Annotated in this window: 14 protein-coding genes; 7 read left to right on the forward strand and 7 right to left on the reverse strand. The window is 45.8% G+C overall.

What is annotated here, in order from left to right:
* Positions 1 to 237 precede the first annotated feature (237 nt).
* Positions 238 to 1041: a DNA cytosine methyltransferase gene (locus K4039_RS28100; RefSeq protein WP_265239797.1), complete on the forward strand. Its 804-nt coding sequence runs from the start codon at positions 238 to 240 to the stop codon at positions 1039 to 1041.
* Positions 1013 to 2224: a phage N-6-adenine-methyltransferase gene (locus tag K4039_RS28105; protein WP_265239798.1), complete on the forward strand. Its 1212-nt coding sequence runs from the start codon at positions 1013 to 1015 to the stop codon at positions 2222 to 2224. Before K4039_RS28100 ends, K4039_RS28105 begins: the two co-directional genes overlap by 29 nt.
* Positions 2225 to 2240: 16 nt before the next feature.
* On the opposite strand, the gene K4039_RS28110 is transcribed toward K4039_RS28105, so the two are convergent.
* From K4039_RS28110 to K4039_RS28130, 5 genes are all read right to left on the reverse strand, one after another.
* Positions 2241 to 3083, reverse strand: coding sequence for an IS5 family transposase (locus K4039_RS28110; protein WP_265239800.1), 843 nt, complete (start codon positions 3081 to 3083; stop codon positions 2241 to 2243).
* Positions 3084 to 3105: 22 nt separating this feature from the next.
* A complete protein-coding gene (locus K4039_RS28115; RefSeq protein WP_265239801.1) occupies positions 3106 to 3495 on the reverse strand; it encodes a sulfite exporter TauE/SafE family protein in 390 nt (129 codons plus the stop codon).
* A 198-nt stretch (positions 3496 to 3693) separates the two neighbouring features.
* Positions 3694 to 4755: an LOG family protein gene (locus K4039_RS28120; RefSeq protein ID WP_265239879.1), complete on the reverse strand. Its 1062-nt coding sequence runs from the start codon at positions 4753 to 4755 to the stop codon at positions 3694 to 3696.
* A gap of 190 nt (positions 4756 to 4945) precedes the next feature.
* On the reverse strand, positions 4946 to 5269 hold the full coding sequence (gene trxA, locus K4039_RS28125; protein ID WP_265239802.1) for a thioredoxin: 324 nt from the start codon (positions 5267 to 5269) through the stop codon (positions 4946 to 4948).
* 593 nt (positions 5270 to 5862) lie between these two features.
* Positions 5863 to 7026, reverse strand: a complete 1164-nt coding sequence (locus K4039_RS28130) for a GuaB3 family IMP dehydrogenase-related protein (protein WP_265239803.1) — start codon at positions 7024 to 7026, stop codon at positions 5863 to 5865.
* Positions 7027 to 7136: 110 nt separating this feature from the next.
* On the opposite strand from K4039_RS28130, the gene K4039_RS28135 reads away from it, so the two are divergent.
* A complete protein-coding gene (locus K4039_RS28135; RefSeq protein WP_265239804.1) occupies positions 7137 to 8342 on the forward strand; it encodes a lipid-A-disaccharide synthase-related protein in 1206 nt (401 codons plus the stop codon).
* A 312-nt stretch (positions 8343 to 8654) separates the two neighbouring features.
* Here the strand turns inward: K4039_RS28135 and K4039_RS28140 are convergent, their stop codons facing one another.
* Positions 8655 to 9362, reverse strand: a complete 708-nt coding sequence (locus K4039_RS28140; protein WP_265239805.1) for a polysaccharide deacetylase family protein — start codon at positions 9360 to 9362, stop codon at positions 8655 to 8657.
* A gap of 258 nt (positions 9363 to 9620) precedes the next feature.
* On the opposite strand from K4039_RS28140, the gene K4039_RS28145 reads away from it, so the two are divergent.
* From K4039_RS28145 to rodA, 3 genes are all read left to right on the forward strand, one after another.
* On the forward strand, positions 9621 to 9749 hold the full coding sequence (locus K4039_RS28145; protein ID WP_265239806.1) for a hypothetical protein: 129 nt from the start codon (positions 9621 to 9623) through the stop codon (positions 9747 to 9749).
* A 191-nt stretch (positions 9750 to 9940) separates the two neighbouring features.
* The gene (locus tag K4039_RS28150) at positions 9941 to 10288 is read left to right on the forward strand and encodes a VOC family protein (RefSeq protein WP_265239807.1); all 348 of its coding nucleotides are present in this window, start codon (positions 9941 to 9943) and stop codon (positions 10286 to 10288) included.
* A gap of 600 nt (positions 10289 to 10888) precedes the next feature.
* Positions 10889 to 12148 carry a rod shape-determining protein RodA gene (rodA, locus tag K4039_RS28155; protein ID WP_265239808.1) on the forward strand — a complete coding sequence of 420 codons (1260 nt, stop codon included), beginning with the start codon at positions 10889 to 10891 and terminating at the stop codon, positions 12146 to 12148.
* Between the two features lie 278 nt (positions 12149 to 12426).
* On the opposite strand, the gene K4039_RS28160 is transcribed toward rodA, so the two are convergent.
* The gene (locus tag K4039_RS28160; RefSeq protein ID WP_265239809.1) at positions 12427 to 13782 is read right to left on the reverse strand and encodes a proton extrusion protein PcxA; all 1356 of its coding nucleotides are present in this window, start codon (positions 13780 to 13782) and stop codon (positions 12427 to 12429) included.
* 52 nt (positions 13783 to 13834) lie between these two features.
* On the opposite strand from K4039_RS28160, the gene K4039_RS28165 reads away from it, so the two are divergent.
* Positions 13835 to 16048 carry a recombinase family protein gene (locus K4039_RS28165; RefSeq protein WP_265239810.1) on the forward strand — a complete coding sequence of 738 codons (2214 nt, stop codon included), beginning with the start codon at positions 13835 to 13837 and terminating at the stop codon, positions 16046 to 16048.
* Positions 16049 to 16362 lie beyond the last annotated feature (314 nt).

Consider the following 16362-nt stretch of genomic DNA (forward strand, 5'->3'; position numbering starts at 1 on the left):
GAGTTATCAAAAAACCCGTTTCAAAATTTAAATCTAAAAAAGTTAAACACAGAGGTACTGGCATAAAAATGAATCCTCCTGTTTTTGTAATTTTAAATCCTCCCAAGCCTTAAGTAAACCGTATTGAGTAATAGCGAAGAATTTAGATGAGCTTGAATCGAGCTAATTTTTCTGTATCGATGGTTTCCTTGATTCGAGATTGATCGTTGGTTGCTTAGTATCAATGGAGTAAGAACAATGATGCGATCGCTTTCATTATTCAGCGGCATCGGTGGTTTTGAGTTAGCTGCAACCGCCCTAAATTGTTTCAAAGTCGAACAGTTTGTAGAAATAGACCGGGAGTCTCAATATGTACTCGCACAACACTATCCCCACATCCCAATCCACGACGACATCCGAACTTTCCACACTACAAGAGGACAATATGACTGCATCTGGGGAGGGTTCCCATGTACCGGAACAAGCAATGCTGGCAACAGAGCAGGATTGGCTCACCCAGAATCGAGTTTGTGGTGGGAAATGCTCAGAATTATCCTTGAATGCAGACCCACTTTTGTTATTGTCGAGAATCCAGAAGGTTTGCTCGTCCGAGGAGGTAGAGAAGTATTTGCCTCTCTCACAATGGCAGGATATTGTTGCGAAAACCCGCTCCTCGTATCGGCAAAGGAAGTCGGAGCTCAGCACCAAAGAAACCGAGTATTCATCGTTGCTTTCCTTCAGGACTTTGCACAGCAGCGATACGAGCACCAATTCCAAACCTGCGGGGCTGACCAAGTGCGAACAATCGCTCAGGAAGCTCGGCATAATTTCCCCATCCCATTATTTATCAGCCAGGGGGATGGAATTGCTCTTCGGATTCCCGATTCATTGGACGGAATGCCTCGCCAACCCATCACTCTTGACGACTTTGGAGCCAAAAGTAGAACCAAAGGTCGAATCAAAGCCCGATACAAATTCGCTAAAACCGTTATGCCCGGACAAGCTTACATCGCTCTCAAACGAGTACAACAACTTGCCCGATGCTTCCGTATTATCGATTAGCTCAACTAGCGATCGCCCCGTACCTGCATTATCGGGATTGGCTATTAGCTTTGGCAAAACCTTGCAGTATCTTCCCAACAAAACCGTAACGCGCCGCACTTGGAAAGACACTCACGCCAAGAAATTTATCAACGCTTTCAACCAAAATAAACTGGTCAAAGCTTTGGATAAAGATGTTCGCTACGGAGGCAAACAAATCGGCTGGTGTCGGTTGCTCTGCGCTCCTTACAAAGAACAACTCTCTGCGATGCCCGATGGAGATTTAGCAGCAGAAGGGGGAATGTGTTCGTCAGTCCAAGAATTCATTCAGCAATACTTCAAAGGCAACAGCTATCTCGAAGTATGGGTGATTCGCTTTGAGTTCATCGCCAGCTTATCAGTGCTTGACTTAGAGCCTGCTGCTGTCCCCGGTATGTGCGCTGATTATCAAAGTACGGTTGATAGCAACTATCCAATTCCTTCACCAATTGAGAGTATACACCAAACCCTATTAACTCTTGCTGGTGTACACTCACACTCTGACAATGAAGCTAACAATAATCCCTCAATCCCTTTACCAATCGAGAGTATACACCAAGCTCCATCTGCTAAGTATCAAACTACCCCTGGTGTATACCCAATCTCTGAGCCTCATCAATTAGAAGAGTTCGCACTTACCCAAGACGCAACCGCAGAATCAAAGGGGAAAAGTGCCAAGAAAAATACGGATTGCTGGTACACGCCGCCCGAGATTGTGGAGTTGGTGCTTCAAACTTTAGGATGGATCGACTTAGACCCCTGTGCTGACAACCACAAGCACGTACCTGCCAAGGCTCATTACACAGAAGCCAACAATGGGTTAACGCGCGAATGGGCGGGCAAAGTATTCATGAATCCACCCTACAGTTGCCCTGGTAAGTGGATAGCCAAACTACAAGCAGAATTCGATAGTGGCAGAGTCACAGAGGCGATCGCTCTAGTCCCCGCTGCTACCGATACCTTATGGCTCTCACCTTTGTTAAGCACCCAAGCCATCTGCTTTTGGAAGGGCAGAATCAAATTTCTGGATACCGATTATCAACCCAAACTACCAGCCCGACAATCCCACGTTTTGGTGTATTGGGGAGCCGAACCTGCCAAGTTTCAAGAGGTGTTCCAAGAACGCGGCACAATCTTTATCCCTGAAGTTACGCTATCTCATTAGACCTCCTGCGAAAATATCAAATGCTCGCCTGTTGTAATGATAAATACAGGTCATAATTGTAAATTCCTGCAATTAAATTAATCCTTAAGCCAAATCTCTTTCTTCGATTTCTATATCTCGACGAGAGGAGCCTGAATATCTTTAATTTTCTGTGAACATGCTCGACCACAATTCTTTCTTTTGCTAATTTTTTATTAAATTGTTTTTGCTCTTTAGTTAAAGACTTTTTCTGGGTCTTTTTGATGGGTGTTCGGCTGTTAGTATGAATCTTTTCAATCCCCTGATATCCCTTGTCCGCCAATATCTCTGTCTCTTTTGTTAGGTCTATCTGACTTTCTTTCCAGATTCTAAAGTCGTGTACTTTTCCTTTCCTGACTGCTATACAGATAATCTCTTTCGTTTTTTGATTTATCAAGACTTGTGATTTCAAAGTGTGACACTTTTGTTTACCACTATAGTATCTTTTCTGTTTTTTTTGGGGTCTTTCTATTTCATGTTCTGTCACGTCCACCACTACTAATTCTGATGAATCTAGCTCTTTGAGCTTTTTCTTGCCCCCCACATTAAATAATCCTGACTTAATTAATATATTTTCAACCTTCCTGATATTTCTCAGTACATTTGTTTCATCCAATCCCCAGGTTACCCCTATATGAAAATGAGTGCGATACTCTCGCCAGTATTCTAAGGTCATTAATACTTGATCTTCAATACTTAGTTTACTAGGTCGGCCGCTCTTTTTTGCTAGGACTTTCTCGGCTGTCACTAATTTTACCATTTGCTCAAAGGTTCCTAGAGTGACACCACACAAACGTTTGAACTCTGTAGGCTCTAACTTCCTCACTTTTTCGTAACTCATTTTTGATGCGTTGAACTTCTATTTATTTGACAATTATATCAGACTTTCGCAGGAGGTCTATTGGGTGTAGCAGCGGCAATCGCGGCAGCAAACCCGGTTTGATTTGGACTACTCCGAACCAAATCAGCATTGTACCTGTCAGAAGTGCGATCGCCCGCCGCAATTCGCTACCCGTACCAGCCATTTGTCCGCCAGCAATTAACACCGAACCCAGTCCGCCAATGGCGGCACCAACCACAGCGTAAGCAGCAATTCTCCCTAAATTCAGCAGCAAATGAAAGCGGAAAGTCGCTAATTTTTCGTTGCGGGAATTGGAGAGAGAAAACGCCACTGTCAGCGGGCCGCACATCCCGGCGCAGTGCCCGAAACTGCCGAGAAATCCCAAAGTGCTAATTAGCAGCAGGTCTAGCATTTTGCTGGTTTTTCCCCAAATAAGGCGATCGAGATATTAACAATATTTGCTTTGGCTATTGCCCGCTTTTTTCTTGACTTTATACAAATATTTATCTCAGTCGATCGCTTTTGTCAAAAGACAGGTTGTCAAACTTCTTTCCAATCTCACCCATATCAACTATCAACTATCAACTGACAACTGACAACTGACAACTGGCTACTTTTGTTCTGGATGCGCCGCCGTTGGCGAAGCTGAACCCATCTGATTAATAGCAGCAATTAGCTGATAAAGCCGCCCAAAATTCCGTTGGTTGAAATGTAAAGTCAGGCGCGGCAGCTCGAAAGTTGGATCTCCTATTTCTGGAGGCAAAGCTGGACTTTTTGCGATTTTTCCGGTGACAACAATATCGCTAAAATCAGCATTTAGCCGATCGACATTCTCATCAGAAAGTTGAGACTTCAATCGAAGTACCAGTTTTCCATCCACGTAGCGACAGGAGTGATAAACCAGGTAAAAACTCGCGATCGCCTCACAAGCGACATTTACATCGTCTGTAATCGTGTATAGACTGCGATCGTCAGCAGAAATCAAACCCCTGCCCCGCAATTGTTTTTGCACAAAAGTATTCCAATCGTGCCAATAATCGCCTCCCGGTCGATCGATCAATACCACAGGAGCAGGCCCGAACTTGCCAGTTTGAATCAAAGTCAGACACTCAAAAGCCTCATCCAGAGTGCCGAAACCGCCCGGAAACAGAGCCAAAGCATCGCTTTCCCGGAGAAAAAATAACTTGCGAGTGAAAAAATATTTAAAATTGAGCAATTTGCGATCGCCCGCAATGAAAGGATTAGAACCCTGCTCGAAAGGTAACTGAATGTTCAGCCCAAAAGAACGTTCAGCAGTCGCCCCCTCGTTCCCCGCTTGCATGATTCCGCCCCCGCCGCCAGTAATCACCATAAATCCCTGCTGGGTAATCGCCCGCCCAAAGTCTCGGGCCATCAAATATTCCGCTGATGTCGGCGACACTCTCGCCGAACCAAAAATTACAATTTTGCGAACGTGGCGGTAAGGATAAAACATCTGAAAAGCCTTTTCCATATCTCGCAGAGACGACGAGATAATTTTCCAGTCAAGGCGATCGAGTTCCTCTCCTGCCATTTGCACTACAGTCGAGAGCGATCGTTCGATCCACTCAGAGTGCTTTAACATTGGCAGGCGATCGATTAAGTCGATCGCATCAGCTTGGAGGGACTCAAAACCTTGACCAGAAGGAAGCATGAATTTTTCCGTAACGGTAACAATTTGTCGGATCATCAAAATTAAGGGGGCAAGCCACATTTATCAGCCAATAGCCACCAGCAAATTGCGCTGCTAGCAGCTAATAACTTTTCTAGTAGCTTTGCCCCAGTTTTGAAGGAAGTTAGCTTTCGCTGCCAAAAAAAACAGCGCGAAACTGCTCGCAGTTCAGTTAAATGTACTTTTCCAGAGTGTTGGCCAGAGTAGTTTTCGGAACTGCTCCAACCACCATATCAACCCGCTGACCTCCCTTAAATATCATCAGCGTCGGAATGCTGCGGATACCGTATTGGCTGGCGACGTTAGGATTTTCGTCGGTATTAACTTTTACTACCTTCACCTGCCCTTCATATTGCTGGGCGATTTCCTCTACGACGGGCGCCACCATCCGACAGGGCCCACACCAGGGAGCCCAAAAATCCACTAGAACTGGAACTTCGCTATCGAGCACTTCCTGCTTAAAGGTAGAGTCGGTTACTTGCGCGGCTGCTGACATCCCTAGCCATCCTTGTAAATACTATTTCTTGGTTAACAAGTTTAGCAAAAAGTGTAACCATTTGCGTCAACGATTTTCAGAGCAGGCTTCTGAAGGGTTCCGAAGGAAGAAGGAAGAGGGAAGATGGAAGAGGAAAGATGGCTATAACGGCTTCAGCGGTTCAGTTGACAGTTGACAGCTTGTTCGATCGCGCAGTCGTTGGGTTGACAGCACTTGACAAAAGAAGTCCGAGGATTGGAGTAATGAATAGTCTGATTTTAATTTCTCGCCTTTAGGGGTTCCGGCTTTAAACCAACTTTTTCGGGTAAAAACAGGGAAGAAGGCATTCGGCAGCATAAAAATTCTCCCCTCTGCCACTCTCCGGATCAAACAGCCTCAGCCCTGTACCTAGTAAGCAAGAGCTAAAATTTCCGGTAAAAAAGGAACCGCCCGAACAGTAGTCCGGGCGGAGTGTGGTGTGAGGAGTGAACGGAAACTTGTGTCTCCGCTTCTTCTATTCTGACATCTCCTTCTCGATAATTCCACAAAATTCTGTAAATTTCGAGACGATCGCACAAATTTTGTCAAGGTATCCTGGTATTCGATCGGTAAATCTACTTGCCCATGCCTAACTGCTGAGCTTTTTGATAGACTTTACCCTCAGTCAACAGAGAAGGAGCAATCACCACTTCCACTTGCTGCATCTCCTTAATATCCTTAGCGCCCAGAGTGCCCATGCTAGTTTTGAGAGCTCCAAGCAAGTTGTGCGTGCCGTCATCTAGAAGAGCCGGCCCCCGCAAAATTTGCTCCACAGTACCAGTAGTCCCCACACGAATCCGAGTGCCTCGTGGCAAAACCGGGCTCGGAGTCGCCATCCCCCAGTGGAAGCCCCGGCCTGGAGCTTCAGCAGCCCTAGCAAACGGTGAACCAATCATCACTCCATCGGCACCGCAGGCAATACACTTGCAGATATCGCCGCCGGTAATTAAACCGCCGTCAGCAATCACCGACACATATTTGCCAGTTTCGCGATAATAGTCGTCCCGCGCGGCGGCGCAGTCTGCTACCGCTGTCGCTTGGGGAACGCCGACACCCAATACGCCCCTAGACGTGCAAGCAGCCCCTGGCCCGATGCCCACGAGAATGCCTGCGGCGCCAGTTTTCATTAAATTCATGGCGACTTCGTAGGTGACGCAGTTGCCCAAAATTACTGGTATTGGCATCTCTCGACAGAATTGGGTCAAGTCTAAAGACGTGATGGATTCAGGGGAAAGAAAAGCTGTCGAGACTACAGTTGCTTGTACAAAAAATATATCGGCTCCCGATTTAGCAACTGTTAATCCGTATTTACTCGCGCCGGCTGGTGTACCGCTGACAGCGGCAATCCCTCCTCCGGCTTTAATTTCTTTAATTCTCAGCTCGATTAATTCTGGCTTGATCGGTTCGGCATAGAGTTGCTGCATCAGGGACACAAATTCGTGGTTCCCAACAGAAGCGATGCGCTCTAAAATGGGTTTGGGGTCGGCATAGCGGGTTTGAACTCCTTCTAAGTTGAGCACGCCCATTGCTCCCAATTCCGACAGCAAAATGGCCATCCGCACATCGACGACTCCATCCATAGCGCTGGCGATGATCGGAATTTCTCGATCGATCCCACCAATCTGCCACTTGGTATCTGCCAAACTCGGATCTAGGGTACGCAGTCCCGGTACGAGCGCGATTTCATCTATGCCGTAAGCTCTGCGGGCGCTTTTGCCCCGCCCAATTTCAATATTCACGCTGTTTCACTTCCACAATGTATTTCAATTAGATTAACAAAATCGTAGCCTGCTTGAGGGTAGCGATCGCGCGAGTGTGTTAAAAAAAGTTCGGCACTAATTCTGATTTTATGAAATCCAAAGAGATACTTTTCCTCAGCAACGGCCACGGAGAAGACGCGATTAACTGTCAAATTGTCCATGCTTTGAGAGCATCGGCGCCAGATATTGATGTTTCAGCTATGCCGATTGTAGGTGACGGCGCTGCTTACAGTCGATCGACCATACCAATTATCGGGCCCACCAGTCCCATGCCATCTGGGGGAGTTTTTTACATGAATCCCCTGTTTTTCCTCAAAGATGTGAGGGCGGGCCTAGTTCGTTTAACTTTCCAGCAATTGCGGGCTGCTTTGACGCATTCGCAGCACTGCGATTTGGTGGTAACAACTGGGGATATTATCGCGGCGGGGTTCGCCCATGCCACAGGCCGGCCCTATATAATTTTTATGTCAGCTCATTCTACTTATTACGAAGGGCTAGCCGATTTAGGTTTCCTATTGAATTATTTGCTTTCCTCCGAGCAATGTCTAGCTATTTTCACTAGAGACGCTTTGACTGCTGCGGACTTAAACCAACAGGGTTTCGAGAAAGCCATATTTGTCGGCAATCCTGTCATGGACAACCTCAATGCTACGGGCAAAAATTTAGAGTTAAAGGCTGGAGTTCGGACGATCGCGCTTCTACCCGGTTCACGCCTCCCGGAAGCCAACGACAACCTCATTTTGCTGCTAAAACTGGTCAAAGAAATTGCTGCCAACTCTACTTTACCAGTGCAGTTTCGGGCTGCTTTAGTTCCGAGTTTGATGCTGGAATTAGATGATATTGCGGCAAAATCGGGATGGTTGCACCGAGAAGGCAAGTTAATTTATCAAGAAATCAAACAGCAGGGTAGCGAAAAAGCAGCAACAGTTGAAGTAATTTGCTACTCTGATGCTTTCGCCGACATTTTGCAGCAGTCTAATTTAGTAATTGGGATGACAGGAAGTGCGATCGAACAAGCTGTAGGCTTAGGAAAACCTGTAATTACAATACCCGGTAACGGCCCGTCATTTACCTATCGGTTTGCGGAGGCTCAAAATCGGCTGTTAGGCGATTCCGTGCAGGTGATTGGCACAGAACCAGCAAATCCTGATATTCTCAAAGAAGCTGCTAAAGCCGTCGATCGCACTTTGCAAGATGATAAATATTTAGCAAATTGCGTCAAAAATGGTTTAGAAAGAATGGGCCCAGCAGGAGGCAGCCATAAAATTGCTAATTACGTGGCAAACTATCTCTAAAAAAACCGTTTATAAAAAAGGTTCACAGTCAGAACTTTAGTCATAAAAAAAGGTTCGTAGTGAGGACTGAAGTCCTTCTTTTTCAGCGGACTCGCATTCCTCACTACGAACCTTTTTTAGCGGTTATTAGTGGAACATAAAATTTATTGCAAAAATAGGTAAAAACGGGCCGGAGAGCCAGTTCCAAAATTTGATTAAAAGGACTTTTGCAAGATATCTATAGTATCAGCTACAAAAACAAGAGCGGACTCGCATTCCTCACTACAAACTATAGAGCGTATTTTACTGAACAGGATGTGAGTCCTCAGAACTTTATTGATTTTTCAACAACTCAGAAACAGTTTTAAATTCGTAACCTTTTGACTGCAAAGTCTTGACAATGATCTCCGTTGCTGCAACAGTTTTCGAGCGATCGCCCCCACCGTCGTGCATCACCACAATCGAACCCGATCGCACATTGTTAATCACCTGATTTGCGATATCCTGTACCGAGTGTGTTTTCTCATAATCTTGGGAATCCACATCCCACATAATCAATTTTTTGTGCATTTGGGAAACCATATAAGACAAACCTATAAATCTCCGTCCCCAAGGTGGCCGAAAATTAATACTGTCCTGCTTCACCCCATTTTCCTGCAAAAGTTTGTCAGTTTTTTCAATCTCAGAAAGCAAATGCTGCTGTGGTTTAAACATCATATCTTTGTGAGAGTAGGAATGATTTCCCAACTCATTTCCCCTCGCCACAATCATTGGCACGATTTCTGGATGTTTCTCAATATTGCGACCGACTTCAAAAAAAGTTGCTTTAATTTGATAGCGATCGAAAATATCTAAAAGCTGATTTGTATAGGGAGGAAAAGGGCCGTCATCGTAGGTAAGGGCAATAACTTTTATGTCCGTATCGGCGCGGTTGAAACCGAAATAATTGTTAAATTTAGTAACTTTAATCAGCAGCGATGCTGCAAAGACTAATGCTATTGTGAACAGCAGAAACTTTTGTAAATTTTTACCTATTCGCATAGCTGGACAAGGCTCGATCGAGCATTAAAGTGGATTGCAGAAAGATTACCACAAATTGCGAGGGATGGCATGAAATTATTTGAGATACTTCGGCTTCGCGAGCGTATAAGTTTGAGATTTGAGATTAAAAAATTGAAAAATGACTTATTCTGTATGGGTTTGGAGCAGGGGTAGTCTGGAGCATTTTTGGGAGAAACTGGCATCAAGCAGAGGTAGCCCGGAGCATCAAAGCCAAAGCACTCACATCTACAGCCAGAAGTGTACCGAGAACGGAGAGAATTAGACCGAGCCGTACAGCACCATGCAGCACTAGAAATACTCGATCGAGCCAACGACAAATTAGATCGAGCCGAAGCTTGCTATCAACTAGCCCAGACAGAACAATAACTTGGTAACACCGAACCCAACCCAAGAAAATTTCGATCGCACCATTCAACTATTCAGCCCAATAAACAGCAAGTAAGTAGAAAAGGTACAGTTAGCTCGCACAAAAAATCCCGAAAAAATACCTAATTAATCGAGAAAAAAATCAAAAAAAAGATACAATAAACTCAAGTACAACCATAAAAAATTTAGACATGAAACTAAAACGATTGGGACACGTAGCCGTCTGCGTGCAAGACATAGAAAAATCTGCTGAATTCTACCGAAATTTGGGTATGGAGTTAGTCTGGAAAGATCCAGACTGGGCTTATTTGAAAGCAGGAGAGGACGGATTGGCGCTGTTGAGTCCGAGTTATGACCAAGCAGGGCCGCATTTTGGGTTCGTATTTGACGATCGCACGGAAATGGAATCCGCCTACCAACAGCTTAAATCCGAAGGTGTTTCCGTCACCCAAATTCACGAACACCGCGACGGTACAGCGTCTTTTTACGGCAGAGACCCCGACGGTAACGGTTTTGAATACCTTTACGAACCCGCTTGAGGTTGATTAATCGAGTCCTGGACGCATTAAAGTCAGAAAAACTGGGTTTTTGAGCAGAATTTGTGACCTTAACTAAGGATTTTTGACTACCTGTACGTCCAGGAGTATCAAATTTTGTCGATCGTGCGAGGTATTTTAAAAATATTCAATCCAGCCAATGTGTGTACTCATTAATGCAGCAGTAGTTGTAGGGTGTGTCGCCACTAACCAGCCCTAGCTACCTATCGACAATTTAACAGCGACGCACCCGATCACAATGGTTTGATAAACAAACACAACTATTATTTAGCAATCTTTTGTCAAAATGGTATAAATTGCGGACAGGAAGCGGCTTTTCGCCCCCAATACACCAGATGTCAACCCTAAATCAGACTGAAAAACCCGGTTTCTTGGTGCAGGAGTGCGTAAGCTAATGATACCTGCACGCACTGCGATCCCGTGGCAGACGGCCCGGAACCTCCGTACCAATGGCAGAATAAAATGACATACTGACACCAACTCTTCCACAGTAAGGTGCAGGCTCAGAATCCGAAATATATCCACAACTTCCGAAAATCGGCTCGATAATCTAAAATCTAAAATCAAAAATCTAAAATCCTCATGTTCCAAAGAATACAAGTCAAAAACCGCTGGACATCTATCTTCAAACCCTGGGAAGAAGCAGACCCTTGGCTGTTTGCCGCTTGCATCGGCCTCACCATCTTCGGCGGAATCATGATTCGCAGCGTCGAAATCAACCAAGGGCTGATCGACTGGTGGCGGCACTGGGTAACTGGCGGAGTCGGTTTGTTATTCGCCATCATCATTTCCCGCTGTCGCTACGAAATACTGCTCCAGTGGAAATGGCCGATTTACATATTAATTAATTTGTCGCTGATTGCAGTGCGGTTTATCGGTACTACAGGGCTCGGCGCCCAGCGATGGATCAATATTGGTGGCTTCTATCTGCAACCATCAGAATTTGCCAAAGTAGGGATGATTATCACCTTAGCAGCTCTCCTCCACGACAAGACTGTCCCCACGGTGCGGGATATGTTGAGGATGCTGGCGATTATGGCCGTACCCTGGGGATTGATCTTTGCCGAACCAAATTTAGGTACTTCGCTAGTGTTTGGCGCGATCACAATGGGGATGTTTTACTGGGGTAATGTCAATCCCGGCTGGCTGATATTGCTGTTCTCTCCTCTAATCTCGGTTCTCCTGAACAACTTGTCTACACCGATTTGGATCGCTTGGGTAGTTGTTGCGGGGATTATCGCTTGGCGAAGCCTACCTTGGCCCTGGTTGGGGACTTTCGCTGCTGTGCTGGTGAATGTGGTGTCGGGACACGTCGGACACCTTTTTTGGGGCGTGTTGAAGGATTATCAAAAAATGCGCCTGACGGGCTTTTTAAACCCTGAGAAAGACCCTTTAGGCAGCGGATATCACTTGATTCAATCTCGGATTGCGATCGGGGCCGGAGAACTCCACGGCCGGGGATTGAATCACGGAACCCAAACTCAGCTTAACTTTATTCCCGAACAGCATACGGACTTTATCTTTTCAGCGATCGGCGAAGAATTGGGCTTTATTGGCTGCATTTCGGTGCTGGTGGTGTTTTGGATAATTTGTTTCCGCTTGGTGATGATCGCACAAACCGCAAACGACAATTTTGGTTCATTGCTGGCGATCGGCGTACTGTCAATGTTAATTTTTCAAGTATTCGTCAATATTGGGATGAACATCGGCTTAGCCCCAGTGACAGGAATTCCGCTACCTTTCCTGAGTTACGGAAATGCGTCGCTGCTGAGTAACTTTCTCGCACTGGGACTGGTGGAGTCAGTAGCCAACCAGCGACAGCGCAAGAAGCGTTGGAATTAGCTAATTGGCAATTCGAGCCATATCTAATTCTGTCAAATAACCCTAATAGGTTTGTAGTGAGGACTTTCGTCCTCATATTTTTTTATTTTCGTCGTCACTACCAACTTAATAACCGTTATTTGACAGAATTAGATCTAACAACCGCCACATCGGTCAGGACATAAATAACTTCATGAATAGAGCCGATATCCGTCAAGCATCAATGGTTTGATTCCCGTTATGCAACCCTTCGACTGGCTCAGGACAAGCTGTCAACTGTCAACTGCTATATGAGCAGATTACTCGTTCATATTCTTGTAAGTTGCAACCGCAGAAGGCGAACTCCGGTTTAAATAGCGAAATATCCAATACTTAAATACTGTATCCAAGATAACTGGAAACGTCGCGATGAACAGAAATATAAACTGCCTATTTTCTGGTAGTCCCAAATGCCTCGATAAACCTTCGAGAATTATTTCCCAACCGTGCGGTGAGTGGAATCCGACAAACACATCGGTAAACAAAATAATTATGAAAGCCTTAGCACTGTCGCTAAGTCCGTAAACCACGTCGTCCATAAAAGACTTTAAAATCTCAATCTCTCTCTTGTTGGTGATGATAATGGCGGCAAAAGCCATGAAGGAAATCAAATCGGCAAAGATATTTTTAATAGCCCCACCACTTTCAGTCCGATATTCCTCCGCAAGCTCAATTGCTTTCTCAGCAATCTTCTTTTCCGTTTCTTCTGGAGAAAGTGACGGTGCCATGCCAATCAACGTTTTAAATTTGAGGTGTTGCTCAAATTGCTCTAGTTTTTCTAATGCTTCTTCTTCCAGATCGATATTTATGAATAATGGAGCATTTTGCTTGACTCTGAAATGGTCAACTACGGGGCCGACTACAAAGTTTTTGGTGATTTGATTTGTTAACAGCGGAACTAAAATCAAAAGTAAAATAAATCTCAGAGAAATGACTGTTTTTACTTTGGAATTTCGGAAGTTTTTAACTACGTCTTTTTCTGCTTCCGGGTCTAATTCTTTAGTAATTCGATTCAAAGTTCCCAAAAGTGATCGGGGTAATAAATTTACCTCTTCAAAGCTAGTGTCAACCTCGCCAGTAGTTTGATCAGAATTAGCTGAACCCTTATTTGTGCGAGGTTGAGAACTGCTTGTAGATTTAACCTGCATATTTACCGAACTGACAACCGGAACGATCGCAGTCGATCTACTATTATTAATATATTTGTCGATGATTCCATCAATAAACTCTAGCTTCTCCAATACCAGGGACGATCGATCTTTAATGTCTAAACCTAATCTGTGCGGGTGATAATCCGCGCTGTGTCCCGCCTGCGGTTTTGCTCCCACGCGATCGGGCAATTCCAAAAAAGAACGGCTAGCATTAAACTCAACCATCCTAGTTTCGATGACCTTGAGGTATTTTTGCAGTTCGGATTTAAAGTAAGACAGGGTGCTTTGTCCGTAATCGCCCGATCGCTCGGAGATGCCTTGGCCACCAAAATGCTCATCTTCGATCGCCTTAATTGCTAGCGCAGCATCATAAGCCTGTTCTAGAGCCCTTTCAGGCGTTTCTCGATACCATTGGTTGGCGCTGTACAGATATTTTACAAACCTGTTCCACAAAGAAGTATTCATAGCTAAAGCTCGTTAGTTGGCAGCAGACATTAGTCATTAAAGTATTCACGGTATGGTAACAAATTTACATGAATTGGGAACACCGGCAGAAAATTCAATTTGGATTGTCGGAGCCGCCCGCAGTGGCAAAACCGCTCGCTTAGTCGAGCAGTTCTGCCTGTGGAGCAAAACCGTCAAGCCTTTGCCCGCAACAGTTTCAGACCAATGGCGTTCCGGGCGGCGGCGGGCGGGACAAACAGCCCCAGCAATTTTAGTCTTAGCAGCTAACGGGGACAACCGACTGGAATTGGCCGATCGCATCGCCGTAGCCACCCAAGGAAAATATGCCTTTCACTCCACAACACCCTTCGGCTTTTTTGAGCAGGAAGTATTGCTATTTTGGCCGCTGCTAGTTCAGTCACTGAATTTGAGGGCTCAATTTCCGCTGCGTCTCCAACCTGAAACAGAATTGGAACTTGCCGCCAGACTCTGGCGTCGCGAATTAGACGAAGGGATTTTGCAACAAACAGGGGTAAGTCCAAACCGAATGGTGCGTCGAACTCTAGACTTATTACAACTTGCTGCTGTCAGCGGTACGCCGAGAGAAGAGATTAAGAGCATTCTCGAACAGGGATTTGCAGGGGATGGTGGCTCGAATAGCCTATGGACTAGCATGGGAGATTTGCTCGAAAGGTGGCGGGAATGGTGCTTGATGCGCGGGCTGCTGACTTACGGAATTATTTGCGAACTCTACTGGCGGGATTTGTTGCCAAATGCCACTTACCAGCAGCAATTAGCCTCTCGATATCAAGCTGTGATCGCAGATGATGTTGACGATTATCCGGCTATCAGTCGCCATTTGTTTGATCGAATGCTCGATTCTGGTGCAGTGGGGGCTTTTTCCTACAATCGGGATGGAGGAGTGCGTTTAGGTTTGGGCGCTGACACGGAATACCTCGCCCAACTGGAAAGCCGCTGTTTGGTGGTGGAAACTTTGAACGCAAAAGCCGGTTTAGCCTCAGAGATTGGAGATTTGGCGGTAAATTTGGCAGTGAATTCTGATGGTTTTTATCCTTTAGGCTTGAGTTTGCCCGGATCAGTTCGATCGCTCGAAACAACTTCCCGCGCTCAATTACTACGAGAAACCGCCGAAATTATTGTGGATGCGGTGAAGTCAAAAGCCGTGGAAGCGCAGGAAATCGCCGTAGTTGCCCCTGGGATGGATGCGATCGCCCGTTACACTTTAACCGAAATTCTGGCGCGAGATGGTATCGCCGCCGAATCGCTCAACGATCAGCGTCCCCTATCGACTACGCCAGAGATTCGAGCTTTGCTGACTCTGCTAGCGTTAGTTTATCCTGGACTAGGCCGTTTAGTCGATCGAGACGCAGTAGCCGAAATGCTAGTAATTTTAGGCAGCCAGAAACACCGAGAATTGCCTGATACGGAAGATTCCAACCCCACGTTTAATTTAAAATCCCAAATCCCAAATCTCAAATCGATCGACCCGGTGAGAGCAGGTTTAATTGCGGATCACTGTTTTTGTCCAGATCTCGATCGACCTCAATTGCTGGCAATTACAGCCTTTCCTCGGTGGGACAGACTGGGACATCGAGCCGCTGGGGCCTACGAGCAAATTGTCGAGTGGATTGAACAACAGCGATCGCAACAACAGGAGCGGCTGTTGCCTAGTCCAATTGCCCTACTCGATCGAGCGATCCAGAAATTTCTGGTCAACGACAGATACCTGCCGTTCGATCGGCTAGCAGCCCTGCGAGAGTTAATGGAAACCGCCGCCCACTACTGGGAAATACACGGGCGAATGCAGCGTTTAGAACCAACAAACGGGGGCGACTCAGAAACGATCGCCCGGTTCATCCAGTTGTTGCGCCAAGGAACCGTCACCGCCAACCCGTTTCCAGTCCGTTCAGAAGGCCCAGAAGCCCAAGCCGTCACCCTCGCCAACATCTTCCAGTACCGCAGCAGCCGCCGCGCCCACAAATGGCACTTTTGGCTGGATGCCGGCTCGCCGCTGTGGCTGAGTGGCGGTGCGGCGACATTGTTTGGTGCTCCCTTATTTGTGCGATCGCAACTGGGGCGTCCCTGGGAAACCGAAGACGAAACCGTCGCCGACCAACAGCGACTGCGGCGAATTCTGGTAGATTTGTTAAGTCGCTGTTCCATGCTTTACCTTTGTCACAGCGAACTAGCCGTCAACGGACAAGAGCAAACAGGGCCACTTCTGCCTCTAATTAACAGCTCTGTTTCTTGTCAGCAGTCAGGCTAAGGAATTTGGCAGGAGGCAAGAAAATTATGAATGCAAAGATTTTCATTTTTTCAACCCTTGGATAGCTCATTGAGGCTGACTTCAATTCAGACTTTTAGGTTCCAGCCAAATCCGGCGATATTATAGTTTACCCAAAACCCACATCAAAACTTGCAAACATTACTATTTTTAGCACAAAAAATTCCTGAGTTCAAAAAAATCTATAGCCCTGGCAATTTTGATTTATTATGCTAGAAATGAGCGAGATTATTAATCAATAATAAGTCAGATTTGAGGCAAAAAACTGAGATTAATCAGTTCTTAAAGTTAATCGG

Source organism: Lyngbya sp. CCAP 1446/10, assembly GCF_026130175.1.
Lineage (GTDB): Bacteria > Cyanobacteriota > Cyanobacteriia > Cyanobacteriales > Microcoleaceae > Microcoleus.